This window comes from Thermogemmatispora carboxidivorans, from assembly GCF_000702505.1.
Classification (GTDB): Bacteria; Chloroflexota; Ktedonobacteria; order Ktedonobacterales; family Ktedonobacteraceae; genus Thermogemmatispora; species Thermogemmatispora carboxidivorans.
In genome coordinates this window covers 738,368-764,950 of the sequence record NZ_JNIM01000001.1, presented here as the reverse complement: position 1 = coordinate 764,950, position 26,583 = coordinate 738,368, and the positions used below count along the sequence as shown (strand labels likewise).

Annotated in this window: 18 protein-coding genes; 7 read left to right on the top strand and 11 right to left on the bottom strand. The window is 60.8% G+C overall.

Annotated elements, in window-relative coordinates:
- Window positions 1–82: 82 nt before the first annotated feature.
- The 7 genes from N688_RS02930 to lysW are packed head-to-tail and all read right to left on the bottom strand — an operon-like array spanning window position 83 to window position 7,900.
- A complete protein-coding gene (locus tag N688_RS02930) occupies window positions 83–1,336 on the bottom strand; it encodes a 3-isopropylmalate dehydratase large subunit (RefSeq protein WP_052887889.1) in 1,254 nt (417 codons plus the stop codon).
- Window positions 1,324–2,475, bottom strand: a complete 1,152-nt coding sequence (locus tag N688_RS02925; RefSeq protein ID WP_052887888.1) for a LeuA family protein — start codon at window positions 2,473–2,475, stop codon at window positions 1,324–1,326. The genes N688_RS02930 and N688_RS02925 overlap by 13 nt, the downstream gene beginning before the upstream one ends.
- Window positions 2,472–4,871 (bottom strand): [LysW]-lysine hydrolase, encoded by a 2,400-nt coding sequence (locus N688_RS22150; protein ID WP_081838449.1) that lies wholly within the window; start codon window positions 4,869–4,871, stop codon window positions 2,472–2,474. The genes N688_RS02925 and N688_RS22150 overlap by 4 nt, the downstream gene beginning before the upstream one ends.
- The gene (locus N688_RS02915) at window positions 4,868–5,737 is read right to left on the bottom strand and encodes a [LysW]-aminoadipate kinase (protein ID WP_081838448.1); all 870 of its coding nucleotides are present in this window, start codon (window positions 5,735–5,737) and stop codon (window positions 4,868–4,870) included. The genes N688_RS22150 and N688_RS02915 overlap by 4 nt, the downstream gene beginning before the upstream one ends.
- A gap of 58 nt (window positions 5,738–5,795) precedes the next feature.
- Entirely contained in the window at window positions 5,796–6,863 is a 1,068-nt protein-coding gene (argC, locus tag N688_RS02910; RefSeq protein WP_052887887.1) for an N-acetyl-gamma-glutamyl-phosphate reductase, read from the bottom strand.
- Window positions 6,860–7,723, bottom strand: coding sequence for a lysine biosynthesis protein LysX (gene lysX / locus N688_RS02905; RefSeq protein WP_052887886.1), 864 nt, complete (start codon window positions 7,721–7,723; stop codon window positions 6,860–6,862). The genes argC and lysX overlap by 4 nt, the downstream gene beginning before the upstream one ends.
- A gap of 3 nt (window positions 7,724–7,726) precedes the next feature.
- Window positions 7,727–7,900 carry a lysine biosynthesis protein LysW gene (gene lysW, locus N688_RS02900; protein ID WP_052887885.1) on the bottom strand — a complete coding sequence of 58 codons (174 nt, stop codon included), beginning with the start codon at window positions 7,898–7,900 and terminating at the stop codon, window positions 7,727–7,729.
- A 1,178-nt stretch (window positions 7,901–9,078) separates the two neighbouring features.
- Here lysW and N688_RS02890 point away from each other — a divergent pair.
- The 5 genes from N688_RS02890 (at window position 9,079) to N688_RS02870 (ending at window position 16,806) form a co-directional block, all read left to right on the top strand.
- The gene (locus tag N688_RS02890) at window positions 9,079–9,870 is read left to right on the top strand and encodes a 4'-phosphopantetheinyl transferase family protein (RefSeq protein WP_052887883.1); all 792 of its coding nucleotides are present in this window, start codon (window positions 9,079–9,081) and stop codon (window positions 9,868–9,870) included.
- An 87-nt stretch (window positions 9,871–9,957) separates the two neighbouring features.
- A complete protein-coding gene (locus tag N688_RS02885) occupies window positions 9,958–11,856 on the top strand; it encodes a baseplate J/gp47 family protein (protein ID WP_052887882.1) in 1,899 nt (632 codons plus the stop codon).
- A 285-nt stretch (window positions 11,857–12,141) separates the two neighbouring features.
- Window positions 12,142–12,762, top strand: coding sequence for an SRPBCC family protein (locus tag N688_RS22145; RefSeq protein ID WP_202901997.1), 621 nt, complete (start codon window positions 12,142–12,144; stop codon window positions 12,760–12,762).
- Between the two features lie 454 nt (window positions 12,763–13,216).
- Window positions 13,217–15,322, top strand: coding sequence for a DUF2961 domain-containing protein (locus tag N688_RS02875; RefSeq protein WP_052887881.1), 2,106 nt, complete (start codon window positions 13,217–13,219; stop codon window positions 15,320–15,322).
- A 224-nt stretch (window positions 15,323–15,546) separates the two neighbouring features.
- A complete protein-coding gene (locus tag N688_RS02870) occupies window positions 15,547–16,806 on the top strand; it encodes a DegT/DnrJ/EryC1/StrS family aminotransferase (RefSeq protein ID WP_052887880.1) in 1,260 nt (419 codons plus the stop codon).
- A gap of 122 nt (window positions 16,807–16,928) precedes the next feature.
- On the opposite strand, the gene N688_RS02865 is transcribed toward N688_RS02870, so the two are convergent.
- The 4 genes from N688_RS02865 to N688_RS02850 form a co-directional block, all read right to left on the bottom strand.
- Entirely contained in the window at window positions 16,929–17,324 is a 396-nt protein-coding gene (locus N688_RS02865) for a response regulator (RefSeq protein ID WP_052887879.1), read from the bottom strand.
- A gap of 482 nt (window positions 17,325–17,806) precedes the next feature.
- Window positions 17,807–18,847, bottom strand: a complete 1,041-nt coding sequence (locus N688_RS02860) for a sigma-70 family RNA polymerase sigma factor (RefSeq protein WP_052887878.1) — start codon at window positions 18,845–18,847, stop codon at window positions 17,807–17,809.
- A gap of 72 nt (window positions 18,848–18,919) precedes the next feature.
- Complete coding sequence (locus N688_RS02855; protein WP_052887877.1) at window positions 18,920–19,843, bottom strand: PP2C family protein-serine/threonine phosphatase; 924 nt, start codon at window positions 19,841–19,843, stop codon at window positions 18,920–18,922.
- A gap of 44 nt (window positions 19,844–19,887) precedes the next feature.
- The gene (locus N688_RS02850) at window positions 19,888–20,109 is read right to left on the bottom strand and encodes a hypothetical protein (protein WP_052887876.1); all 222 of its coding nucleotides are present in this window, start codon (window positions 20,107–20,109) and stop codon (window positions 19,888–19,890) included.
- Window positions 20,110–20,954: 845 nt separating this feature from the next.
- On the opposite strand from N688_RS02850, the gene N688_RS02845 reads away from it, so the two are divergent.
- On the top strand, window positions 20,955–25,097 hold the full coding sequence (locus tag N688_RS02845) for a DUF6788 family protein (RefSeq protein ID WP_052887875.1): 4,143 nt from the start codon (window positions 20,955–20,957) through the stop codon (window positions 25,095–25,097).
- Between the two features lie 408 nt (window positions 25,098–25,505).
- Window positions 25,506–25,664: a hypothetical protein gene (locus N688_RS22625; protein WP_156025267.1), complete on the top strand. Its 159-nt coding sequence runs from the start codon at window positions 25,506–25,508 to the stop codon at window positions 25,662–25,664.
- The last annotated feature ends 919 nt before the right edge of the window (window positions 25,665–26,583 follow it).

Genomic DNA, 26,583 nt, shown 5'->3' with positions numbered 1-26,583 from the left:
ATCTACAGTCGTTGCTCTACTGGACAATAGCGCCGGCCCTCTCATCTCGTCTCCCCTCACTCGCCAGCTCCTGATCACCCACTCAAGCAAGGAACTGGCGCGGATCGGTGATATGGCCGGTGATGGCCGTTGCTGCCACCGTGGCCGGACTGCCTAGATAGATCTCGGCAGTGGGATCACCCATGCGCCCGGTGAAATTGCGATTCATCGTCGTCAGAGCACGCTCGCCGGGACCAAGCACGCCGAAGTGTCTACCAATGCAGGGGCCACAGCCCGGCGTTCCAACCGAGGCCCCAGCCTGGATAAAGGTCTCAATGTAGCCCAGACGCAGCGCCTCTAGATAGACCTCGCGCGAGGCGGGGATCACGACCATGCGCGTAGTGGGATGAATGGTACGCCCACGCAGGATCGAGGCCGCGATCGCCAGGTCGTCGAGCCTGCCATTGGTGCAGGTGCCCAGGAAAACCTGATCAATCCGTATGTGCTCTACCTGCTCGACTGGTACAACATTATTGACATCCGGCGGACAGGCAATCAGCGGCGATAGATCGGAAACATCGACTTCGACCACGCGCTCATAACGCGGATTCTGCGGCTGCAACATGGGATAACTGCGGTTGACACGCCCGCGCAGCCAGGCCTCGGTCGTAGCATCAGGAGCCACCAACCCGGTCTTGGCTCCCATTTCGATGGCCATGTTGCAGAGCGTGAAGCGCTCGCTGATCGAGAGAGACTCGACAAGCGGGCCGCTGTACTCCAGAGCACGATAGTTCGCGCCGTCCACCCCAATACGCCGCACCAGCTCCAGCGTCACATCTTTAACATAGACGCCGGGCTGCAACTTCCCCGTCAGGCGCACATTAATGGTCTCGGGCACGCGGAACCAGCTCCGCCCTGTGGCATAGGCGACGCCAATATCGGTCGACCCCATGCCGGTGGCGAAGGCTCCAAGGGCGCCATAGGTGCAGGTGTGGCTGTCGGCCCCAACAATAATCTCGCCCGGCGCCACAAAGCCGCGCTCCGGCATCACCTGGTGACAAATGCCCTCCTGCAGGATCTGAATGCCCTGCTCACGGGCAAAGACACGGATATCACGCTGCAGAGTGGCTGCTGCCACAGTGGCCGCTGGGACAATGTGATCAAACACGATGTGCGCACGCGCCGAGTCAAAGACGCGCCCGCCACGCTCGCCCGTCAGCTTGCGAAAGGCCTGAATGGCCAGCGGCGAGGTCGTGTCATGGCTCATAACATGATCAACGTCGACGATCACGATCTCGCCGGCGTTCACTGGCCGGCCCAGTTTATGGCTAAAGATCTCCTCAGCTAGCGTTCCCATGCGGTACTCCTTTGCTCCTCATACCAGGATCGAATAAAAGCGTCAACGGCCTCTGGCGAGAGCGGCCCCTCTTCGGCTCGCGTTTTCAGCGACCAGGTCAGCTCGCGTACCTCCTCGTCGTTCAGCTGCAGCCCAAGCTCCGCGGCTCGATGAGCGACAGCATGACTTCCCGTGAAGCGCGAACCAAGGTCTACCCGGCGCTCCAGGCCAAAGTCCGCCGGATTCAAGATTTCATAGGCTCGTGGATTGTTGAGAATGGCCCGCGTGTGCACCCCCGCGCGATGAGTGAAGGCATACGGCGCTGTAATCGGATTATTGAAAGGAATAGGGAGATGAAGACATTGGGCTACATAATCATCAAGATTGGCCAACTGCCTTAAATCGCGCTGCTGCAACGTCTCGGGATAATGCAGGTAGAGCTGCGCCACCAGGCCACTGAGCGAGGCAATGCCATTGCGCTCACCGATGCCCAGGACAGTCACATCCAGACAATCCGCTCCGGCTTCATAGGCGGCAATGGTGTTGGCAATGGCGCAGCCACTATCGTTGTGCCCATGAAACTCGATCCCGACCTGGGGATAGCGCTCGGCACAGAGGCGAATGATACGCTCGACCTGGCGTGGCGTAGCAATCCCTACCGAATCCGGCAGGCCGATGCGCCCCACCCCGGCCTCTACCACGGCATCAAAGACGGTCAACAGGTCGACCAGATCACTGCGGAAGGCGTCCTCAGCCGAGAAACGCACATAGCGCCCCGCCTGGCGAATGCGCTGAATTAGCGGCACGGCGTCGGCGATAATTCGTTCGATACGCTTACCATGACTATAAGAGCGCAGTTCAGGTGAGGTGCCATAGAAGAGGTTGACGCCGGCCACTGGGGTCGCCAGAGCCGCCTCAACGTCTGCCTCAACACAGCGCACATGGGTCACGATGCGCGCCCGCAGCCCCAGAGCACAGAGGTGCTCGATAGCTTCGCGGATGCGCGGCGCCGAGATCGGCGAGGGCACCTCAATGAAGTCGACGCCGAAGGCATCCAGCATACGGGCGATTGCAATCTGCTGCTCCAGATTGAAGAAGGCGCCAGCGAACTGCTCGCCCTCTCTCAGGGTCGTATCGAGAATGTGCAGCGCTCGTCTCATTGCACTCCCTCCTCTCCGCCTGCCACCTCCTGAGCCAGGCTTGTCAGCACGCGCTCCAGTATGGCAATGGCCTCCATATATTCCTCCACGGCAAGGTGTTCCTCGGGTGTATGATCCAGGCGCGCATCTCCCGGACCATAGGCCACAATCTCAGGTCCCCAGACCGGCCCTACGACATTCATATCTGAGGTACCGGTCTTGACTTTAAAGGCAGGCTGGATTTCCATTGCCCTCATGGCCTGCACAAAGGCGCGCACCAGCCTGGTTGTGCGCGGTGCCTGGAAGGCAGCTTCTTCGCCGCTGAAGTCTAACTCAAGCTCTGCCTCTGCTGCCCAATGCTGCAGTTCCTCGCGCAGCTCCTGCGCCGAGCAGGCCAGCGGCAGGCGATAACCGATGCGCAGCGTCGCCCACTCATGGAGGCCATCCTGGTCGCTCTCGATGCCGCGCAGCACCGGCTGCAGCGACGCAAAAGGTGAGCTGCCACCGTGCTCACGATTCCACTCCTCAGCATGCTGCCTGACCCGCTCCCAGAAGGCCGCGGCTGCCTCCGCCGCCGTCTGGCGCGGTCCAGCGCTGTGCCCACAGGGACGCACCACCCGTCCGTCAACAAGCAGTCGCCCTTTGTAGCCGAGCGTCACCGCCCGGCTGCTGCTTGGCTCACCGATAATGCACGCATAGGGACGATAGCGCTCCACGACGGCACGCGCTCCACGTGAGGTGGCCGCCTCTTCTTCGACCGCCCCGATGACTACAATGGGGCGCTGCAGATGACGACTCCCCACCAGGCGCGCCGCCGCCGCCAGGAAGGCCGCCAGCGGCCCCTTGGCATCCACCGCCCCGCGTCCGTAAAGCCTGCCCTCGCGCAAGGTCACCGGGATGGCGCCCGGTACCGTATCCATATGCCCAAGCAGCACCAGCGGCGCTCGTTGGGCGGCCTCCGAAGCCACAGGCACCGTGGCGATCAGGTTACCGACCTCGTCAAGGGTGGTTTGTAGCCCAAGGCGCGGCAGATACTCGGCCAGCCAGGTGGCAAGAGCACGCTCCTGACCGGAGAGACTGGGAATGCTCACCATGCGATAGAGCAGTTCAACCTCCGGTCCCAGTTCAGCAGATCCCCCTCCCGAGATGGCCGCTGATCCCGCAGGATGCGATTCTGCCGTCGCCTCCGTCACTACCGACTGCCCTGGCTGGCCGGCTTGCAGCAAGACCTCGGCCAGGCAGTCGAGCGCCTGGTCAAGCTGCTCTTCGCTGATGACCAACGGCGGCAGCAAGCGGATGACGTTGGGGCCTGCCGGCAGGGCCAATACCCCACGCTCTAGCAGCGCTTCGAGATAGGGCTGCACCCGCGTGCGCAGTTCGACGCCAAGTAAGAGGCCCAGGCCACGTACCTGGCGGATCAGCGGCGATTGCAGCGCCCTCAGACGTTCCAGAGCATGCTGACCGAGATGCGCGGCTCTCTCAGCCAGCCCCTCGCGCTCGATGATATCGAGCGTCTCCAGGGCCGCAGCACAGACCAGCGGATTGCCACCGAAGGTGCTGCCATGCGTGCCCGGCGTCAGACGCCCGCTGGCAATCACGCGCTCGCCAAGCGCGACCACTCCCATCGGTAGCCCGCCAGCGATCCCCTTGGCCAGACAGAGCAGATCAGGCTCTAGCTCGTAATGCTCGCAGGCCAGGAAGCGCCCCGTGCGTCCACAACCCGTCTGCACCTCATCGACGATCAGCAAGATTCCACGCTCCTGGCAAAGCCTGGCCAGTTCGCGCACGTAAGCCGGATCAGCAACGTGTACACCACCCTCACCCTGGACCAGCTCAATCAGCACCGCCGCCGTCTGATCGTCAATCGCTCGTTCCAGAGCTGCCAGATCGTTATAGCGTACATGTGTGATGCCCGGTACCAGGGGAGCAAACGGCTCACGATAGCTGCGTTCCCAGGTGGCTGAGAGAGCACCGAACGTGCGTCCGTGAAAGCCACGCAGGGTAGCAATGATGCCCGGTCGTCCGGTCGCCAGACGAGCAAACTTGATCGCCCCCTCAACAGCCTCCGCGCCGCTATTACAGAGAAAGAAGCGCTGTAGTCCAGATGGCATGAGCTGCGCCAGGCGCTCCAGTAGACGGGCCCGAACATCGTTGTAGACACTCTCGGGGCAGGTGATCAAGCGCTGCGCCTGGGCTGCCAGTGCCGCGGCAATCTCCGCCCGCCCATGTCCGATGTTCGCCACTCCATGCCCGGCGGCGCAGTCAAGGTAGCAGCGTCCCTGCGCATCCCAGAGCAGCGCCCCCTCGCCACGCACAATTTCCACTGGCCGCTTGTTGTAGACGCCGCTGGTGTGGAGCCGCTCCAGATCCATCAGCGTCTCACAGGACGCAGCCAGCTCGCTGCTGAGCGTACTCATCGCCGCACCTCCCCCGAGAGTGCCGGCTGCTGACGATAGGGGACCGCCTCAGCTTCACAGGAGCTGGAAGCGGCGATTACTGTTCCCGTCCCCGCCAGGACCGTCGCCAGTGAGCCAGAGCCAATGCAGACGCGGCGCACTCCACCAGCCAGCGCCTCCTGAGCGCCAAGTAACTTCTTACGCATGCGCCCCTGAGCATAGGGCAGATAGCGCTCCAGCTCGTGGGCCACGATCGTAGGCACCACGCTGCTCGGATCGGCCAGATCGCGTAGCAATCCCGGAACGTTCGTCAGAATAGCCAGCGTCTCCGCGCCCAGGGCCGCCGCGACCGCCGCCGCCACACGGTCCCCGTCAACATTCAAGCGCTCTCCCTCCAGGCCCAGGGCCAGCGGCGCCACTACCGGTGTATAGCCCGCCTCCAGGAGCAGGCGCAGCAACGGGGCATTGACTTGCTCGATCTGTCCACTATAGTCATCGCGCACCACACGCACGCGGCCATCCGGCATCACCGCCCGCAGGGCCGTCTTGCGCCGCGCTCGCAGTAGCTGACCATCAACGCCGGCCAGGCCCACAGCATTGACCCCGCAGCGCTGCAAGAGCGCCACCAGTTCCGTGTTGATCTGACCAGCTACCGCCATCGCATAAATACGCAAGGTCTCAGCATCGGTATAGCGACTGGTCATTCCATTAGGAGCCGTGAGGACCTGCATGGGGTGGCCCAGGCGCTCACTCAGCTCATTCGTGAGCTGAGAGCCGCCGTGTACTACCACTACCCGCTCGCCTTCCCTCACCAGATGCGCAATCTCTTCAACAACCGGCAGCGCATCGATACCGGCCCCACCGCCAATCTTGACAACGAGAGTCATGGCCCGTGCCTCCTCTTCTCTTGCTCTCCTGACCGCACCGAACAGAACAGCATTCAGATCAGATCGGATGCAGCCCTGGGAAGGTCAGCCCCAGAGTCTCATCCCAGCCAAAGCGACAGTTGAGCGCCTGCACAGCGTTGCCGGCAGCCCCTTTCACCAGGTTGTCCAGCGCAGCCATGACCACCAGGCGACGCTGATCAGTATCGAGTTCAAAACCTATGTCACAGTAGTTGCTGCCAGCCAGAATCTTCGGCTCTGGATAGCGATAGACACCGCTCCGCTCTTTGACCAGGCGAATAAATGGCTCCTCCCGATAGGCCTCGCGATAGAGACGCCAGATGGCCTTCTCATCAAGGTCGGTGTTCAAGAAAACCTGGGCCGTAACCAGCACCCCGCGCACCAGCTCCACGGCGGTCGCCGAGAAGGCCAGCGTCTGCCGCCAGGAGCCACTCACGCCCGCCAGAGCACCTAGCTCCTGGATCAGCTCGGCACTATGGCGGTGACCGGTCGGCTGGAACGAGCGCACCGCCCCACTGCGGTCAGGATGATGGCTCCCCGGTCCCGGCGTAGCACCCGCCGCCGAAGAGCCAACTTTCGCATCGACTACCAGGGGCAGCCTCTGGTCAACAAGGCCAGCCCGATAGAGCGGAGCCAGACCAAGGATGGCCGCCGTGGCCATACAGCCCGTCCCACTGATGAGAGCCGCCTCGCGTAGTTGCTGCCGATGCAGCTCGGGCAGCCCATAGACAGCCTGGGCTAACAGCTCCGGCTGCGGATGCTCCTTTCCATACCAGCGCAGATAGAGGTCCGGCGAGCGCAGGCGAAAATCTGCTGAGAGATCGATGACTACTGGCGCCAGAGTGCGGTAACGCTCGATAGCCTGCATCGCCGTTCCATGCGGCATACAGAGAAAGATGACGTCGCACGTCGACAGGTCATCATAATGGCAGAGGCGCAGGCCGCAGAGCTTGCGCAGATTGGGATGCAGGCTCTGCACATACTGACCAGCGTGACTGCTGGAAGCTACCTGGGCAATTTCCACCTGGGGATGGAAGAGCAGTAGACGCAGCAGCTCGCCCGCTGTGTAGCCCGAGCCGCCAACGATCGCTACGCGCACCTGACTCATCGCTCCGCTCCTTGCAGCACGCATTGCTCGATGTAGTCCAGCATCGCGCCAGGGATGTCGACCCCGGTGGGAGCGATGCTATTGCGAAACTCCATTGTGGCATTGATTTCATTGACCAGCAGGCCACGCTCTTCGTCTTCCAGGAGATCAATGGCTAGAATGCCTCCACCAACCGCCTGCGCTGCACGGACACAGAGGGCATCAAGCTCCGGAGTGACTGGGCAATTGCTGGCCTGCGCCCCGCGGGCCGTGTTCGTGATCCAGTGCTCGCTTGTACGATAGATTGCGCAGATCGTGCGCTCTCCTACAAAAAAGGCCCGGATATCGCGCTGCGGCTTCTGCACATATTCCTGGATATAGTGCAGGTGATGCTGATAGGAGCCGAGCGTCTCGCGGTGCTCCAGCACAGCCTCAGCAGCGTCGCGGTCATTGACACGCGCTAGCAGCCGCCCCCAGGAGCCAGTAGTCGGCTTGATCACGGCGGGATAGCCCAGGGCCTCGATGCCACGCAGGGCACTCTCGGCACTGCAGGCCAGCAGCGTGCGCGGCGTGGGGATGCCAGCGCGCAGCAAGGCCAGGGTGGTTTGCAGCTTATCGTTACAAATCGCTGTTGTTGCTGGACGATTGAAGACGTGCACCCCCCAGCTCTCCAGCACCTGAGCCACCGCCAGGCCGTGGGACTGGCTCACGCTGCGGCAAAGCACGGCATCGTAGGAGCACCAGCGCTCATCGGGACGCGCCAGATCAAGAAGCAGCTCGCCATCGTTGAGCAGGTCGAAGGCGATGTTGCGCTGGCGCATAGCCTCGATGAGCAGCTTCTCCTCAACGCGGATGCGCGAGGTCAGAATTGCCAGCCTCATGCTCTATTCACCCCAATCCTCTTCAACACGCGGCGCCAGCGCCACCGCTGGCTGCTCCAGGTTGGTTACCTCCAGCTCAGCATTACAATCGGGACAATAGACGATTTCGCCGACAAGTCTGTTCTGCAGATCGATCTCGGCCTCACACTCTGGACAGAGGGCCACCAGTTTGCTCATGACGGTTCCTCCTGATTAGCAGCCTGATTGCAGGCCAGGGTCTTTCACCAGCTACAGCCAAACAAAAACGCTCTTCGCCCCTTCTCGCGAAGGACGAAGAGCGTCAGCAATCGCAATTGACAGCTCTCGCGGTACCACCTTCATTCGCCGGCACTCCTGCGCACCGGCCTCAGCGAGCACGCCAGCGTGCTCTTGCCCGTTAACGGGGGCCTCCGGCAGAGGTCTACTCTCGCCCGCCTCAGCGGACGGGACGATTTCTTCTCGCGGCTCCAGGGTCTTTCTCACGGTTCACGATAGACGAGCTTTCCACCAACCGCTCGCTCTCTGGCTATCGGAGGAACCGCTACCTGTCCCCTTCAGCGCCTTCTTTGACTGTGACTGCGTCTATTTGTCTGCTTGCTTGTTTATCTTATCAGGCTCTCCGTAGAGAACCAGTAACCGGCACTTGTGACCCGATCCCCACTGGCCGGCTCTCACTCTGAGTCGCCTGCTTCTTTTCTGCTACTGCTACTGCCCGTTTTCTTTGCGGGCCTGTGGTAAGCGGATAGCGCCGCAGGTCATGGGCTGCAGCAACAAAAAAACTCTTCATCCTCGAAAGGACGAAGAGCACAACAGAGATGGCGGCTCTCGCGGTACCACCTTCATTCGCCGCTACCTCACGGTAGCGACCTCGGCGAGTGCAATCCCCTGCTTTTCCCTCTTTAGTGGAGACAAGATATCTCGAACGAGACTGCACTCCTGCCCGTTAACGGGGGCCTCCGGCAGAGGTCTACTCTCGCCCGCCTCAGCGGACGGGACGATTTCTTCTCGCGGCTTCGGGACCTTCTTCGCGACCTGCCAGCATACGAACCTTGCACCGACCGTTCGCTCTCTGAATGCGGCCTGGCCGCTACTCATCCCGCAACGCCTTTCGCTCTTAGAACGGGTTGCTTTTCTGGATTTATACCATTTTTTGCCGCTGCTGTCAAGTCCCGGGGAAGGCATTGGAACAGAGCCACGATTTTGGTTGTGGTCCCTGCTGCTCAGCCGGGTTGCTGCAACAGGAGACCTCACCTGGCACGTCCTATGTAATGAATAGAGACAGATGTGCGGGTGCTTGCCAGCTCCTTCCTTTGCCAAGGAGCAGGGCCAGGCACCCGGCTCCGTTGCCAACGAAAGAAGGAGAGCCAGGCCACTGCATGAGCACTATTCCCCCTTGGCCCGACTGGCCATATGCACCAGCTCAGCTGAGTCTTGCCCAGGGCGAGGTCCATATCTGGTGCGCCTCGCTGGCTCTGTCCGCCGCCAGAATGGCAGAGCTGGCCACAGTTCTGACGCTCGCTGAACAGGAACATGCTGCGCGCTTTCGCTCGGCGCAGGCCCGCCAGCAGTTCGTGGCGGCACGGGCGATCCTGCGCCTCATTCTGAGCCACTATCTCGGGCAGCCTCCGCAGCAATTGCGCCTGCGTACCAATCCCTGGGGGAAGCCCGAGCTAGATTCTGAGCCAGCTAGCCTTCAGTCGATGCTGACATTCAATCTGTCGCACTCCGAAGCGCTCGCCCTCTATGCTGTGGCAGACGGACGAGCCATCGGCATCGATCTGGAGTATCTGCGCCCTCTGCCAGGGGCCGAGCTGGAGCAGCTCGCCGCTCGCTACTTCGCGCCCGCGGAATATCAGGCGCTCCTCAGTCTGACAGATGAGGAGAAGCTGCCGGCCTTTTTCCGCTGCTGGACCCGCAAAGAGGCTTATGTCAAGGCGCGCGGTCAGGGCCTTTCGCTGCCGTTGGACGCTTTTGAGGTGTCCCTGGCTCCTGACTCTCCCGCCAGGCTACTGGCCAGCGCCGAAGAGCCAGATGCTCCTCAGCGCTGGTCGCTGCTGGCTATCGAGCCGGCACCGGCTTACACCGCTGCTCTGGCCGTTGAGGGCCACATCGAGCGTGTGGCGTATTTCCGCTGGAACGATCAAGAGCTTGCTCTATTCGCTACTTGACAAAGCAAGCGTCCAAGCCCATAATCCAGGCAGTGGGCCTATCACCAGTCGGCGGCAGCCTTTGCAGAGAGCAAGGAGGCACGGACCATGAAAGAGCATCACAGTGGTGAGCTGCCCCCATCAGGGGTATTGCGCAGCCAGGCTATCAGTATCATCGAGGTGCGACCCGATGATCGACGCCAGCAGGTGCTCACAGCGATCTTGACCCAGGAGAAGCTGGAGCGCAGGCAGACGCTGCTGCTTCTGCCTGCGGAGAATAAGGCTTTCTACCGCAAGGTGGATTTCGAAGGGTTGCATGAGCTGCAGCGCAAGCTGCGGACCCAGCTGGTCATTATTGCTCAATCTGGCTCGAAGGTGGCTCACTACGCTCGCCAACAAGGCTTTCCTGTCTTTTCCTCGCTGGAAGACTATGCCGCCACAGCTCAGCTCTACCAGCCTTCGTCAGGCGAGAGCCCAGCCGCAAGCGAGGAGCCGGCGCCGGCCTCGCTGCCCGCCAGCAGCACCCCCGAGGAGCCACGTGCCAGCACCCTGCCAGGCTTAGTGCCAGCAGCGCCCGACAGCGAGGCCGCCTCTACCGCTAGCGGCCCCCCAACTGCTCATGACAGGACAGCCGGCGCTCCGTATGCTCTGGTGCCAGTGACGAGCGGTCGGCCACCCTCTCCGTCTAGGCACCAGACCCGCCTTTCCAGCCGCTTGCTTGCTAATAGACGGCGCTGGCTGCTGCTCGGCCTGGTCATTGGACTGCTCCTACTGATCAGTATCGTTCTGATCCCCCTGAGTCAGTTCTTCGGCGGGGCAGCTAGCGCCGCTATCGTCACTATCGTTCCCCAAACGCGCACTCTCAAGCAGATCTATACCCTGACCGGGCAACCGGGCGTCTCCGCTGACGCCGCTCGTCACCAGATCAGCGCTCGCCTGCTGGCCTCATCCGAATTACGCCAGAGCCGCGAGGTGCCAGCTAGCGGGCACGGCCTGACTCCGGCAACGCGAGCCGAGGGTATCCTGACTTTCTATAATGCTTTGCCCGTACCTCAAAGCATTCCGAAAGGCACCATCTTGAGCGACCAACGCGGCGTTCAGGTCATAACCGATCAGACAGCTTCGTTGCCAGCAGCTACACCCCCTGTGGAGTCGAGTGCGAGCGTTCCCGCCTATGCTTTGCAGCCAGGCAGTCAGGGGAACCTTCCAGCCTTCGCCTTCCACGCTGTTGCCTGTTGTGGCAACGGCATCACTGTCCAAAATTCCCTGGCCTTTAGCGGCGGAGCCGATCCTCAGCCCTATACCTATGTGCAACAAAGCGATATTGATCAGGCCAGTATGGCGCTTCAGACCAGCCTGATTGCAGCGGCCCAGCGCGATCTCCAGGCACGAGCGACAGCCAATGAGCATTTTGTCGGCGCTATGCAGTGTCCAGTCTTGACGAGCGCTGATCACCAGGCTGGCGATCGTGTGTTAGCTGTGACAGTGACGGTGACTGTCGTCTGCAGCGGCGAGGTCTACGACCAGGTGGGGGCTCGCCTTCTTGCCGCCAGTCTGCTCGCTAACGACGGAGCGCACAACCCAGGGCCAGGCTACAGCCTGGCCGGCCAGATCGCCACAAGCATCGTGTCGGCTACCCTCGATCCGCACCAGCAGAGCCTTATCACGCTGCGGGTGCAGGCCGCGGGTATCTGGGCCTATCACCTCGACTCCCAAGAGCGCCAGCGACTGGCAACCCTGATTAAAGGGAAATCCAAAGATCAGGCGCTGGCTCTGCTCAGACAGCAACCAGGAGTTCAGAGTGTCTCGCTCGCTCTCAGCGGGAACGGTTCCCGTTTGCCGGATAACCCCGGCTCGATTAGCATCCACGTAGCCACGGTCGTCGGTCTGAAAGCCTCACCTCTGCCGACGGCCTCCCCTGCTATGCAGCCCGCCAGCAGGAGTACACCCTCAGTGACACTCTCTCCCCTGCCTACAGCTACAGCGATGACCCCTACGGTCCCTTAACTGGGGCCGGGTCACCGCGATCATCATCAGCGATCTTGCGCTTGACTGATTGCTCTCCTCTGAACGGCTGGCAGGCCCTTGCCCCCTTCTGTCTTCTCTTGTCATTAGATTTCTATATATACATTGATCTGTCATAGCGCGTGTCCATACTGAGAGCAGATAAGGAAAGTGACGGATCAGCATATATGCTCGTTATGATAGGGACGCCTATCAGGAAAGGAGTGGATTGCTGTGAGTCGTATCATTGTTCAGAGTGAAAAAGTTATCTCAGGTTGACCAGAAGAGATTTACGCGATTCTAGCCGATTATAAGGGCCGCCATCCGCAGATTCTGACGGCGAATTTCCAGGACTATCGCGTTGAGCAGGGCGCTCAGGGCGAGGGCACGGTGGTCAGCTTTCGTCTGCGCGCCGGTGGACGGGAACGCCCTTACCGCATGCGGGTGAGCGAGCCGGTACGGGGGCGGACGCTGACGGAGAGCGACCTCGATTCTTCGCTGATCACGACCTGGACGGTCACGCCGCTGGATGATGGGCAGCGTACGCAGGTGCGTATCGCCACCATGTGGGAAGGAGGCAGCGGCCTTGGCGGTTTCTTCGAGCGTATTTTTGCTCCTCTGGGGCTGCGGCGCATCTATGACCAGATTCTGGCTTCGCTGGCCACTATGGTCGAAGGTCGCCCCTCCGAGGCACCCCGCGCTCCCAGCCCGGTGCTCTTGCTGCCGCTACTCGCCCTGATCATCGCCGTGCCTTTGCTCATTCGTCTGTTCCAGCAACGCCGCCGACGCTCGGCGCTTCCAGCGCGTGTGATCCCTGCCAGTAAGCTGAAGGAAGCCCGCTCGCGGCTTCGTGAGGCTCGCCATCAGGCTGCCCATGCACTCCCTCGTTTGCGCTCGCTGCGGGCCTGAGTCGATCTCTTCTTCTTGGAGACCGTTGATCATCCTCAGTCGAGCAGGAGAGACGCCACCTGAGACGGTTGGCGTCTCCTTGGCTCTCTCTTTCGCCGCTCGCTGCTTGACAACCTGCTCCGAAGTCGTTATCCTCCAAAGCAGGGATAGATGCAGCAGATTACAAACAAGCTAGCTTTGATTAAAACGAAGACACGCTTCTGAAAGAGAAAAAAGCTCGCTTGCTCCTGCGGCTATCTCCTCCTTCGGCCAGCCCTGTCTGCCAGGGTTGCCGTCATCGATTGAGGTGCGAGACCAGGCGAGGCCCGTCTTGTCCGGCTCAGGTCCTTTTCAGGGCCTTGGCAGAGAGGAAAAGGCAGGCTGCACGGGAGGGGCCAGGTTTTGCCTGAGCTGACCTGGTACTTGCGGGCGGAGAGCAGTGGCCTGTTCTCCGCCTGGAGTGAAGAGACAGAGGATGGCTTTTGTGATGAGAGCGCAGTGGCCTGGTGCGTCTTGGGATCAGAGAGCCAGTCGTGGTCGCCTGCTGCTGCATCTGGTGCTGCTCATTGTCTTGCTACCGCTGGTGGTGGTGCTGCTTGGCAGATCGGCCACGGACGGCTTCGACTCGCTCGCCAGCGGCTGTACTGCGCTCTCCCTCTCCCCAGGGCGCACTCCCCCGCTCTATCTGGGTCTGGCGGCCTATCGCTTTGTGGATAAGCTGGCCTATCTGGAGATTGGCGATCGCGCCCTGGGTTTGTCCACCGCCGATCTTTTCGGGAACAACGCCGATTCCTCTCATTACTTGCGCGCGCTCCCCGGCGGTGGCCGTGTGCTCTTCGATGCGCTCGGCCCCGGCCTCTTGACCTTCGCCCGCATGCAGGAGAAGATCGGTGCTCCCTGGCAGCTCAACCGCGATGGCGAGCTGCTGAAGGTCTCGGCCAGCGATTTGGGCCAGCAACGACCTACCTCATCGGTGGCCAGCCTCCTCCCATATCCTTTCTCCCTGAATGTAGACGAGGACGAGGGCAGCAGCATTATCGCTCTGCCGCTTCCTTTTGCTCAGCGCCTGACGCTGAGCACCACGCGCCCCAATGGAAATTTCTATGCGCTCTATCGGCGCCTGCCCTGGGGAAGCACGCCCTCCCAGTGTTCTGCCAGTACGAGAGCCCAGCTGGCCAGTGCGCTGGTCAGTACTCACGCTACAGGGCTGTCAGAGATGGCTCCCTGGCAATGGAAGAGTGGTCAGCTCACCCTGCTGCCACGAAAGCGCGTGACCTTGCTGACACTGCAAGGACCCGCCCAGATACGGGAATTGACCTTTCGCGTGCCGCTGAGGGAGGCGGTCGCTTTTGGAAAAAGCTGGCTGTCAATCGCCTGGGATGGCGAGCGAGAACCCTCCGTGGCCGCTCCGGTGAAGTTCCTTGCCGGCGATGGCGCCGGCCTCTACCAGCCCACAAAGCGCCCTCTGGTTGCCAGTTGGCTGGCAACCATCGAGAGTGAGGGCAGCAACCATCAGCAGCTGCTGGCTTTCCATCTCTATTGGCCAATGCCTTTCTCCCGCAGCGCTCGCTTGATGCTACAGTCGCCTCAAGAGCTGACTGCCGTGGGCTGGAGTGTGGCTTTAGAGCCGTTTCCTGATCCGCCCGCCTGGTGGGGCACCTTTCATGCTACCTATACCAGCGTGAGCCATCCGCCCCAGGGCCAGGCTCTGACCTTGTTGGATGTCCGCGGGAGCGGCAAGCTGGTTGGAACGGTGATCAATTTCTGGCGCCCAGATGGGACGCTGGAGGGCAATCCAGAGATTACACTCGATGATAGCCTGACTCCCCAAATAGAGATCACAGGGACCGAAGAGTGGGGGCTTGGCGGCGACTACTGGCACGGCGGCCAGCAGACCAGCCTGCCTCTGGGTGGTTTCCCCAGCGGTCCCGCTAATCCCCCAGGGAGCGAGCGCGATGGTGCCGCCCTCTACCGTTTCCTGGTCGCGGACAGTATCCCCTTCAATCGCCATCTGGTCTTCCGCCTGGGACATGGCAGCCACAATCAGAGTCCTTACCCTTATCGCGCGCTCCTGCTTTGGTACGGGACAGCACGCCAGACGGCAACCCTCAGCGATACACTGCTTCCCGCACAGGCAAGTAGCCGTCTTCAACATGGCTACCAGGCGGCAGATGAACGCTTCTACGCGCTGCGCGCCGCTGCTCTCTACCAACAGGGGAATACTGTCCACAGTGGCATTGTCAGTGCGGTGGGCGGGTCGCTCTCTTTTAGCCTTCGTCTGGCAGCTAACAACGTCGGGGCTTTTCTGCGCCGCCTTTTTGACTACTGCGCCCCCAATCAGAGCGCCGCAGTCTACGTCGATGGAGCTTTTGCCGGGATCTGGTACAGTCCTGGCGTAGCCAATCACGGCCCACCCGGCTCGCCTCGTCGCTGCTGGCGCGAGGAAGACTATCCGCTACCGGCTCAGTTGACGGCGGGCAAAGGCGCCATTCACCTGCGCCTTGTCCCTGTCTCCTTGAGCCAGACATCCTCACCAGCCTGGACGGCCTTCCGCTATCAGGCCTATAGCTTCCTGCCCTAAGTCAGTCTCCTCTGCCCGCAGTGGCTCAAACACCTGCGCCTTGGGAGCGCACCTTACATCCAGTAAGATCGACATCCTTTCACCATGAGACCGGGAGAAATCACAGGCATCTGTCAACTGATCATGGTAGGCTATCGTTACGACAGAAGTGCTCATCTTGAGCACGGTGACTATTGCGTCCACCGCGGCCTGTATTGTAGACCGCGCAGCAAGGAGGCATGGCTATGAGCCGGTCAGCTTCTTACGCTACTGCCGCCTCTGCCCCGAGCGAGGCGCGGCCCTTGATTCCCGCTCAGGGCAATGGGCGCCGTCTACTGCGACGACTGAGCGCCCTCCAGCAGGAAGTGGCCGAAGTCGTGGAGGAGGCAGCTGAGAGCGGCAGTCATACGAATGGGCCTCGTGTCCAGGCCCTGGAGGAGGCATTTAAGGTCTATCTGCAGGTGGCCGATGCGATCGCCGTCAATAGCGGCAGCTCTGCCTTGCGGGCCGCCTGCGAATTGCTGCGCCTGCCCCCAGGAGCCGAGGTCATTGTCCCATCCTATACGTTTATTATGACCGCCTATGCGGTCAACGATGCCTTTGCTTTTGAGTCCCAGAGCGGCAGACTGGCTAAAGGCGGTCTGATTCCTGTCTTTGTAGATATCGATCCTCAGACCTATACGATCGATCCGGCCAGCGTCAGGGAAGCCCTGAGCGAGCGCACGCGGGCTATCATCGCGGTTCATATGTTGGGTCAAATGGCTGACATGCGTCCCTTGCTCGATCTGGCTGATGAGCACCAGCTTTTTCTCATCGAGGATGCCGCCCAGGCCCACGGCGCAACCTACTGCGATCCCCTGACGAACCATATTTGCCAGGCGGGGAGCATGGGCGACTGCGGCTGCTTTTCGCTGAGCGATGTGAAAAATATCGGCTCGCTGGGCTGCGATGCGGGCCTGCTGACGCTGACTAGACGTCTCGGCTCCCGCCTGCCTGCTCTCTCCGCTGAGGCTCGTGCCTGGCGCAATACGGGCCGCCTCGGACGGCATCGCTATGAGCATCAGACCTGGGGTATCCGCGCACGGATGGACGAGTACTCGGCCTCAGAGTGTCTGGCCCAGCTGCACTACCTCGATAGCTGGGTGAGCCGCCGCCAACAGATTGCAGCACGCTATAACGCTGCTCTGGCCGGCACTTCTTTCACGCCCCCCTATACTGCGCCTGGTCGCGGTCATGCTTTCTTCAATTACATGGTGAAAGCGCCCACGCTGGATGCCCGCCACCTGCTGGAGTCCCGCCTGCGTGCGGCGGGCATCCAGGTTGCCGATACCTATAGTGTGGTTCCTGATCAGCCACCCTATCGCCAGGGTTTGCTTCCTTGCCGTATGGTGGCCGCTGAGCGAGCGCGGGAGGTTGCTCGCTTACTGGTGGCCATCCCCTGCTACCCTGAGCTTGGGGAGGAGGAGATTGTCCGCATTGAGGAAGTGTTGAGTCGCTGCCCGTAAGCGGCTCCCAGCCCTGCCAGGCTCCTCGCCCGAGGAGGACCCAGCGCCGGTGAGAAGGCCTCTTCCTGCCTCTCCCGCCGTCTCTCCTGCCTTGCACCGGCGCTGGTCTCTTCCCCTCCCGTTTATTCGCCATGCTCGCTCTCTGCCTCGGCCAGGTGCGTCTTGATCAGTGCCAGGAGTTCTTCGGTCCGAAAGGGCTTGGTGAGATAGGCGCTGGCTCCGGCCAGACGCCCCTTGAGGCGGTCTAGAACGCCATCGTAGCCGGAGAGGATGATGATGACCGGGCGCCGAGGACGACGGGCCTTGAGGATCTGAGCAATACGGTAGCCACTCAGGCGCGGTAAGGCAATATCCAGGAGGACAAGATCGGGGAGGAGATCGCGCTGCTGCGCAAGCGTCCTGATGGCTTCCACTCCATCAGCATAGGTCAGGCAATCGATACCCTGGCGTCGCAAACATACCTCGACGATCTTGCGCACCGGCAATGAGTCGTCGATCACCATGACAAGCTTGCCCATCGTGGCCTGCCCCTTCCTGGAAACGAGGCTCAATCGCCGACCGGCCTTGAGCTGAGCGATCTGGCCCCCATCGGTCAATCATACCGGCAGGTTACTGCTTTCTTACTTCTCTCGCCAGAGGGTAGCTAGCCAGAGGCGACGGAGTCCTCTGGTTTGGTTTGCTCCGTAGATACTAGATAGCTCGCCTTCGTATTGGAACAGGCGCTTTAGCCGCCATGCCTGTCTCACCCCCTGGGTCTGCCAATGCAGGAACCTGATTGTAGACTGGGCATGGCTCTGACTTGACGTGTGGTCCGTTCTCCTCACCAACTCCTTCCCTGTCAACAGCGCCCTTTGCTCGCGAGCAAGCGGGCGCCCGCAGTTGCTTTCTCTCTGGGCAAGAGCGATTGAGACGGCCCGGCCTGGCCAGGAGAGGGACAGCGCTCCAGCGCTCTTCCTGTCTCCCGACCAGGACACCAGCGATCGACCATATCCCCGCTCCGTTAGGGCACAAGGAATTCTTCGAGCATCCGCTGGCGGCAAGGTTCCGCCAGCTTGCGCAGGGCCTTGGCTTCGGCCTGCCTGATGGCTTCATGTGTGACTCCCAGCTTGCGCCCAACCTCCTTCAGGGAGTGCTCACGGGCTCCCTGAAGACCATAGCGCAGACAGAGGATGCGCCGCTCGTTGGGACTGAGACTCTGCAACATCTCCTTGATGTGCGTTTCCAGCATCTGGCGAATGACGACCTGCTCAGGCGAGTAGGCGACGTCGTCTTCAATGGTGTCCCTGAAGGGGATCTCATCCTCAGAGCTGGTAGCCGGCGAGTCGAGACTGAGGGTCTCTTCGCTAGCCTGCAAGAGGGCAATAACCTGCCGCTCCGAGAGATCTAGCTCCTCCGCCAGGTCCTCGGTCGTGGGGTCACGCTCAAGGTCCTGCTGCAAACGCTGGCGCACCTGGGTCAGACGCTTCAGCTCTTCGCGCTTGTAGAGCGGCACCCGAATGGTGTGGGCTTGCTTGGCCAGGGCATGCGACATGGCGCGCTTGATCCACCAGGTGGCATAGGTGCTAAATTTGTAGCCCCGACGATAGTCAAATTTCTCGATGGCGTGAATGAGGCCAATGTTGCCTTCCTGTACCAAATCCATCAGGTCCATTCCCAGACCCACGTACCGGCGCGCGATGCTGACAACCAGGCGCAGGTTGGACTCGATGAGCTGCCGCTTGGCTTCTTCCCCCTGGGCAAGAATGTAGGGATCAGGATGAGCCTTCTTGCGCTCCTCACGGGCACGCTCCATCTGCCGGGCCAGCGCTGTCACCTCTTCGACAGAGAGCTGGCGCGTGCGCCCAATCTCGCGCTTGTACATCTGACGAGAATCGCGCAGGCAGAGAATGTCTTGCTCAGACTGCAGTGATGTCTTGTCATCCGTAATTCCGGGGAAGGCTCGCTCAATGCGCCGCGATTGCAGGCGCCATTCTTCATCGTCAGCTGGTCCAGCTCCGATGACAACGCAGGCGGAAGTGGGTTTAGGCAATACACTGACCATAGATACGCTCCTCTCTTGATCTGTTTCGAGAAATATGTTGTAAGGATTGAGCTTGTGCTATTTCCGCAGGAATCAGGCGGTTATTGGCGCTATGTGCACGGAAACCGCGCTAATGTTGTCAAGTCCACCACTGTCGAGGGCCGTGGCCACTAGCCGATCGCAGATCTCTGCCGAGGAGAGGCCGGGCAGAGAGAGGATCTCTAAGAGCTGGGCATCGGGAATGACCTCCCATAGCCCATCAGAGCAGAGCAGTAAGCGATCGTCGATCTGAAGGCTAAGTTTGAAGCAATCGACGTCAACGGTGGCTTTGCTGCCAAGCCCTCGGTAGAGCTGCCGGCGCTCGGGATGACGTTGGGCTTCTTCTGGCGTGATGACGCTGGTCTCAACCATGCGCGCCGCCAGCGAGTGGTCGCGCGTAATCTGGAGCAGTCCCTCGCGCTCTCGATAACGATAGGCCCGGCTGTTGCCTACGTTGGCAATATAGGCTGTCAGCTCGACTACGAGGGCCGCCGTCAGCGTTGTGACCATGTATGCACATGCTTCTATGCTACGCAGATAGACGGCCTGGTTCGCGCGTCTGATGCCTTCGACGAGCAATTTCGGCAGCTGTTCCTCGCTCAGGGGGCGAGAGCCTGTCAGGCCCAGAAGGACGAAATGCAAGAGGGTCTGGATGGCCAGGTTGCTTGCTTCTAAATCGTAGGCGCGATCGCCCAGGCCCAGGCCGTCGGCCACTACGAAGAGGCCAATGGGAAGCAGGCGTTCATTGCAAATACAGCTTCCTTGCAGGGCGATTAAGCGATCTCCGTTGGGGCCAAGGCGGCGGCCCTCACCCTGGTGCCAGGCCGTGCCGACCTCCAGGCGCAGCGGCAAATTGCGCTGCCAGCGGCGCAAAGGGGATCTGCCGCGCCCGGACAGTTGTCTTTTTACCAACCCTGGGAGAGCCTGCAGGTGCGCCAACAGAGGCGTCTCGTACTCCGATGGCAGCTGCTCTTTCATAGTCAGCGTCTACGCCTCCTCGCTCATGCGAGCGCTTGCCTCTGCTAGCCCACTACCTGGACGTAGAGGGTATACATCAGTTGCATGGCCTGCTCCTCGCCTACCTGACCTGCGAGTCGCTGCTGATAGCGTCCAAGATGATCCATGCGCCGCCGGATGAACTCATGGCGAGCGGTCCCCAGAGCCAGGCCGTAAAGACCTCGCTGCATGGCCTCTAGTTCTCGCTCGATCTGCGATCGCAGCCGTGCAACCTCGCTCTCGCACATGGGCTGTCTTCCTCCCTCGTTAACCTGCGCAGGTGCGCAGAAGAACACAAGGACAGACGAGGATTTCACTGACACTGGGCAGTATACCGATCAGAGGTTTCCCCTACCTCCTCACTCTCTTCCTGGTAGGGTGCCGCTGCGCTGTCTTCTTGGGAAGACAGCGCAGGCCAGCAGGAAGCGGGCGCAATGGGGTGCCTGCTGAGGTCCCTGCGTACAGGAGTAGATGGCTCGACTTCTTTCGACAGGCGTCTCAGAATCGCAAGATGTATACCTTGCAATGGGGCGATACAGGCCCTTGAGTTGCTTGATTCATGCCCCAGGCTTCTGCTCCCGGTCAGATAAGCAGCGGGTTGCACCCGCCACGGAAGCTGGTTTCGGTAGAAGATTCGACCTGGTCCTGTCTTATACCAGTCTTATGTAAAGCGCGATGCGTTCGTGGGTCCCTGCTGGCCGTTGGGTGGTCATTGGTTGGCGCCGGCACCAGGGTTGTTGTTGGGGAACTGCGCTGGAGAAGCCTCACAGCGGTCCGAGGGTTGGTCACGAATCAGGGTCAATCAGCTGTCCTCTCCGCCAGGCTGTCAACGGGCCGGGAGCTGCTTGCCAGGCGCTGGCAGCAGGCTTCTTGCATGGTGGGCGCTAGCGTTGCCAGGCGAAGAGCATGAGAGAGGGGCGCTATCCTTTTGACCCGCTCCTGCTGCCAGCTTGCGCATAATGGGGTATAAGGTATAATGAGGGAGTTAATTAAAGCGTCCCGGTAGGCTCCCTTTGCGCAGCTCAGCCTATCCCTCATCTCCAGCACAGTGCAGTTCGCAGACAGGTAGGAACCGCTATCAGGGGATCATCACATGAGCACAAAAGTGACCTACCATCAACAAATCAGCTTCTGCGGCAAGCCGCGCTGTCGCAAATGTAACACGGGCATTGGACACGGCCCCTACTGGTATGCCTACAAGACAGTGAATGGCCGTACGACGCGCACCTATATTGGGAAGGCCTTACCTCCCGATGTTCAGCCTGAGCAGATCCAGACCTGGATCGCCGGGCGGCCCGCCCAGGACGATGATCCCGCCGTGCTCCGCGTCTCGATGCTAGGTCGCTTTGAGCTTGAGCGCCGTGTGGGACGTAACTGGCAAATGGTGGAAGATGCTCGTTGGAACCATCAGCGTCCACGCCAGCTCTTTGCTCTTTTGCTCCTCAGCGCGGGGCGTAAGCTGGGCCGCGAGCAGATTATGGAAGCGCTCTGGCCAAATCTTGATCCTGAGACCGCCGCGGCCCGGCTTGATCGAACGGTGCATTCGCTGCGCCGTATTTTGGAGCCTTCGCTTCCACGTGCTTCAACTTCCCACCTGCTGCGCACTGAGCATGAGGGGCTGATCCTGGCTGATCAGCATGAGATCTGGACGGATAGCGATGCGTTTGAGCTGTTGCTGGCGCAGGCCCACGAGGAGCAGCGTACGGCCTCTGAGCGGGAGCATCTGCTTGAGGAGGCGGTCGCTCTTTATGCAAATGATTTGCTGCCGGAGATGTCTGATGTGCCGTGGGTGGTGACGCGACGCGATATGCTGCGCCGTCATTGGATGGGGGCCCTGCTGGAGCTGGCTGATCTGCGTCTGGCCCGCGAGGCCTATGCGGCGGTGATCGAGCCGATGGACCGTCTGCTTGCCGCCGATGATACGAATGAGGCCGCGGTGCAGCGCTTGATTATTGCTTTGACGGCCCGGGGACGGCGGGCTGAGGCGATGCGTGTCTACCATCGCCTGGTCGAGGCGCTACGGCGAACCCATGATATTGAGCCATTGGCTGAGACGCGCCGGCTCTATGAGGAGGTGCGCCGCGGCTCGGTGAGTGTCAAGGGGTTGCCGCCGGTGCCTCTGACATCGTTGCCGGATGTGGAGGGCCGCAGCCAGGAGGGGCGCGACGGGCGCTCACAGGTGCAGGTTGGGCGCCAGCATCAGAGCCCGCTGGTGGGTCGCGAGGAGGAGCTGGAGACGTTGCGTACGGTGATGCATACCTGCGAGCAGCAGCGCCGCGTCCGTCTTGGAAATCGTCGGCGAGCCTTGATTTCTCCTTTCGATCAGCCTCGCCAACCGCAGTGCGTTTTGCTGGCCGGTGAGGCGGGGATCGGTAAGACGCGCCTGGCCGAGGAGGTGGGACGAGAGGCGCAGCAGCGCGGTTGGGCCATCGCCTGGAGCCGGGTCTATGCTCAGGAGAGCAGCGTCCCTTACCGGCCCTGGACAGAGGTGCTGCGCAATGCTCAGAGCCGCGGTTTCTGGCAGATTCAGGAGATTAGTCACCGCCCCTTGCTCTATCAGCCTTTGAGTATTCTTCTCCCCGAGTTGAACGCTTTGCCCCATGTTGAGTTTGCCAGCCCCCTGTCCCCCGAGGACGAGCAGCGCCGCCTTTGGGAGGCCACTCTGGACTTGCTGACGATGATCAGCGAGCGCACTCCCCTGCTGATCGTGCTGGATGATATGCACTGGACCGATCCCAGTAGCTGCGAGCTATTGGCCTACCTGGTGCGCCATTTGCAGCAGCGGGCCATTATGATCATCGCCACTTATCGCGATACGGAGCTGCCGGAGGAGCATCCGCTGCGGCTGCTGCTGCCTCATCTGCAGCGCGAGCAGGTGGCTCTGCGGCTGGAAATCGCGCCGCTGAGCGAGGAGCAGATCGCCTCGCTGGTAGCCCATTTGCCTGAGCCGCTAGTCCACTATATTCAGAAGCAGGCTGGCGGTAATCCGTTCTTTGCTGAGGAGCTGGCGCGAACGCTGGCCGGCACAGGCCCGGAGCTGGTAGAGCAGTTGCTGATCGGCAAGGGGAACGGCGGTCACAAGCAGGAGCTCGGGCGGGCGCTGCCGCTGCCTGAGACGATTGCGGCGGTGCTCGATCTGCGTTTGCAGCGTCTGAGCTCGGCTTGCCAGCGTTTGTTGAGCAATGCCTCGGTCCTGGAGGGGGCTTTCGAGTTCGGGGAGGTGTTGCAGCTAGAGCAGTTGGGCGGTAGTAATATCGATGAATCTAAACTACTTGATCTATTGGAGGAGGCACTGCGCGAGGGTGTCCTTGTTGAGGAAGGGGCTGGGACCCGTATCAGTTATCATTTCTGGCATCCGCTGCTCGGCCTGCATCTCTACCAGCGATTGTCGGGAGCGCGGCGGACGAGTCTGCACCGGCGGGCCGCCCTGGTGCTGAAGCAGAAGTATGAGGGACGCGAGGCGGAAGGAGCAGCGACGATTACGCAGCATTTGGTGAAGGGCGGCGGCGAGGCGGCGCTGATCAGGCGCTATGCGGAACTGGCGGGGGATCATGCTTACGCGCTGTCGTCCTATGGGGAGGCCGAGCATTATTATCGCCTGGCGATCCAGTATTTGCAGGCGTCGCAGGGGCGTCCGCTGGCCGCCTGGAGCCAGGAGGAGCGCCTGAATCTGGCAGACCTGTACGAGCTGCTGGCCTATTCGCTGCGGGTGCAAAGTAAACCGGAGGAGGCCCGCCACTTTTATGAGCGCCTGCTCGAGGTGCGCAATTATGAGCGCCAGCCGAGCAGCCCGGAGGAGGCCCTCTACGAGGCCCAGTATCAGGCAATGATCTGGGTCGAGATCGGCTGGACCTGGTACGATGCCAACGATAACGCTCAGGCACTCAACTGCTGCGAGCGCAGCGCCCAGATCCTTCAACAGCTCCACATCGAGAAGAGCCCCGCCTGGGCCAGTATTCACCGCGAACGCGGCTATATTGCATGGCAAGTCGGTGATTACCAGCTGGCTCTGCGGGAGGCCAATCGTGCCCTGCAGCTGTTCGAGCAGAACCTGGAGCGGGCATCTATCAGGCTCCCTTTAGACAAACCACTCAGGCAGACCAATATTAACACGAGCCTGATGGGAGACCAAGTCGACATCGCTCTTACCCACCGTTTGCTAGGATCAATTCTCAACAGCGTTGGGCAGACGAGAGAGGCCCTCTATCATCTGAAAATGGCTCTTACGATATTTGAGCAATATAATCGCTATAGGGATATAGCTGCAGCCTGCTGCAACATCGGCCACGCCCATCTGAGCATAGCCCAACTACCAGCGGCCCAGGCGGCTTTCCGCCGGGCTTTGATGCTGGCAGAAAGGCTGGGGGATACCCTGTTGCAGGCCGTGATTACCAGCAACTTGGGCCTCTTAGCCGCCAGACTGGGGGACCTCGACCTGGCCGCGAGAGAGCACAAGAGCAGCTTGAAGATGGCTGAGAAGGTCAGTGATAAGATATATTTCTGCTTCTGGAACGCCTTTCTAGCCACGATCTTGCAGCGGCAAATGCAGAGCCAGGAGGCAGCCCGGAGCATGAGAAAGGCACTCTCCGCAGCCGTCTCTCTTAATCTGCAGCCTTGCCTTGGCTTCGCGCTCGTCGCCTTGGGCACCATGCGTCTGACCCAGGCCATGTACGAGCTGGCGCGCAGGCCAGCAGAGGCCCACCAGCCCCCTGGTCGTGAAAGCCCGGCTGGGAGGGCGAGGCATTGTCTGAAGCGCGCTCGCCAGATTCTCGAGCGCGCTCTGACTTTGGAGCAATTGGAATCCGAAACCCTCGTAGAGGGGAAGCTGGCACTGGCTCAGGTCCTCCTTCTGTTCAACGAGTTAGAACAGGCCCATAAGCTCACGAGCGAGTTGCTGGCCACGCTGAACGCCCATGAGCGAGTCCTGGAGTTTACAAAGGCTCAGTTTTTACAAGGGACTATCCTCCTGGCGCAAGGGGCAGGAGCGCAGGCAGAGCGTCAGATCAACCAGGCTCTAAGTACTCTGCACAATAAGGGCTTAAAAATAGAGTACAGCCATTCGATATACTTTCTATCTCTACTTGTTTCATCTAAAAATGTCAGGTTATCAAAGGCCAAATTCCTCCCCCAGCTTAGAGATGCCCTGGTGCTCTTCAGAGATTGTCAGGATAAGCTTGCTTACGAAGCCACCCATCACCTGCTGGAATCGTTCCGTGGCGGCGAGCGCCGCAGTTAGCCCTGCAACCTTGGCTTCATTCACCTTTGAGTCCAGCTAGCAGGCTGCGCGCCCACATCCGGCAATGCTGAAGAGCAGCAGAGCGTCTCTCGTACATCCAGGAGTTCTGATATGTCCCTCTTCCATCCACTATGTTATTTGCCCCTCCACACAGGTAAAAACTCTGGGCTTCTTCACCCCAAGATAGGGTACGATACAGATAACAAAACTGAGAGTGCCCTGTAAGAGACACGATAGTGGTAGCCAGCGGCCAGGCCTATCCAAAGCGCCCGCTGCTCGAAGTCGGAGGTGAGCCAGCCCAGACCAAAACCTTAGAGTATAGAGTCAGCCTCAGCCTTTTCTATTCAGACACTAAGACCAGTCGTCCTGTTTTTCGGTCAACCGTACACGCCGCCGAGGAGGAACACAATGCATATCGCTCTCAGCAAGAAGCAACTGGTAACACTCATTATCCTGTTGGCGCTCCTTGTAGCCGCCGCCCTGAGCGCCGTGGCGCTGATCGAGCACCAGGCCCTCACCCATATCTTGAGTGTTGTACCTCACTACCAGTGGCACGGCAGCCCCTAATCGCCTGACGGCTCTCCGAGCTGGGAGAGCCACCTGACCAGGCCGCCAGCGAACGTACAGCGCACCATTGTTAAAGAGCTGCCTTGCTTGAAGCTTGCTGGTCCTGCTGCTGGCAGTGGTCCTGGAGATGGGGCGGCGACGGCGAGCGACGCAGAGCGCCACGTGGTACCACCCAGCCACTCAGAGGCTGCAACAGCGCCCGTCGCTCCAGCCGTCCTGGCAGCGCCGCCCTCTACGGGCCGCATTGGCCAGAGCCATCCATACATAGCCCACACGGGCAAACGACACAACCCTTGCCTGAGCGGGCGAGGATGCGACCAGGTCAAGATCACTTAACCGATCCGATCGCCCTCGTCCCTCTCAGAGTAACGTCCCTGAGAAAGGAAGCGTCTGATGTCTCACTTCGACTAATCGGCGCACCCTTCATCGTGATTGCAGACATGGCGAGCCAGCTCAGGCCCCCGGCAGGGTGCCACAACCAGTGGCCACGGGCTACGGCCACCTCCCGTAGTTCCATGTCGGTCCACTGACACACCGGCTGCACCTGCCTGGCCCGCCTGTCGATAGAACGGGTCGGTCAGCCTCCCCCGGTCTGAACCCCTCGAAGCCGCAGCGCTGACCGACCCACCTTTTGTCTCCCATTCCCCTTCTCCTGACTACTGCACCTCCCCACGGCCCTGAACCTCAACCAGAGCCGGGCCGCAATCCCTGGCAGGTGCCCCTTGCCACCATAGAGCGAGCATTACCTGACAGATCGCCTCTCATAAGCTATAATAAGAAACGCCGGTCGCTCGCATGAGCCGCTCGACCTCCCGCCCTGCTCGCCAGCGGTCGCAATTGGCGGTCAGGTTGAAGCACCGATATTTATCGGGTAATCTTAGCTGTGACTACCTACATTTCACAGTGCGGCCTTCTTGGG

Bases quoted from the DNA above. Each gene is read 5' to 3' on its own strand.
- N688_RS02870 (WP_052887880.1), top strand. From the start codon at position 15,547: ATGAGCCGGTCAGCTTCTTACGCTACTGCCGCCTCTGCCCCGAGCGAG.
- N688_RS02925 (WP_052887888.1), bottom strand. From the start codon at position 2,475: ATGAGACGAGCGCTGCACATTCTCGATACGACCCTGAGAGAGGGCGAG.
- lysX (WP_052887886.1), bottom strand. From the start codon at position 7,723: ATGAGGCTGGCAATTCTGACCTCGCGCATCCGCGTTGAGGAGAAGCTG.
- lysW (WP_052887885.1), bottom strand. From the start codon at position 7,900: ATGAGCAAACTGGTGGCCCTCTGTCCAGAGTGTGAGGCCGAGATCGAT.
- N688_RS02885 (WP_052887882.1), top strand. From the start codon at position 9,958: ATGAAAGAGCATCACAGTGGTGAGCTGCCCCCATCAGGGGTATTGCGC.
- N688_RS02860 (WP_052887878.1), bottom strand. From the start codon at position 18,847: ATGGTCAGTGTATTGCCTAAACCCACTTCCGCCTGCGTTGTCATCGGA.
- N688_RS22150 (WP_081838449.1), bottom strand. From the start codon at position 4,871: ATGAGTACGCTCAGCAGCGAGCTGGCTGCGTCCTGTGAGACGCTGATG.
- N688_RS02850 (WP_052887876.1), bottom strand. From the start codon at position 20,109: ATGTGCGAGAGCGAGGTTGCACGGCTGCGATCGCAGATCGAGCGAGAA.
- N688_RS02855 (WP_052887877.1), bottom strand. From the start codon at position 19,843: ATGAAAGAGCAGCTGCCATCGGAGTACGAGACGCCTCTGTTGGCGCAC.
- N688_RS02845 (WP_052887875.1), top strand. From the start codon at position 20,955: ATGAGCACAAAAGTGACCTACCATCAACAAATCAGCTTCTGCGGCAAG.
- N688_RS02915 (WP_081838448.1), bottom strand. From the start codon at position 5,737: ATGACTCTCGTTGTCAAGATTGGCGGTGGGGCCGGTATCGATGCGCTG.
- N688_RS22625 (WP_156025267.1), top strand. From the start codon at position 25,506: ATGCATATCGCTCTCAGCAAGAAGCAACTGGTAACACTCATTATCCTG.
- N688_RS02875 (WP_052887881.1), top strand. From the start codon at position 13,217: ATGGCTTTTGTGATGAGAGCGCAGTGGCCTGGTGCGTCTTGGGATCAG.
- N688_RS02890 (WP_052887883.1), top strand. From the start codon at position 9,079: ATGAGCACTATTCCCCCTTGGCCCGACTGGCCATATGCACCAGCTCAG.
- argC (WP_052887887.1), bottom strand. From the start codon at position 6,863: ATGAGTCAGGTGCGCGTAGCGATCGTTGGCGGCTCGGGCTACACAGCG.
- N688_RS02930 (WP_052887889.1), bottom strand. From the start codon at position 1,336: ATGGGAACGCTAGCTGAGGAGATCTTTAGCCATAAACTGGGCCGGCCA.
- N688_RS02865 (WP_052887879.1), bottom strand. From the start codon at position 17,324: ATGGGCAAGCTTGTCATGGTGATCGACGACTCATTGCCGGTGCGCAAG.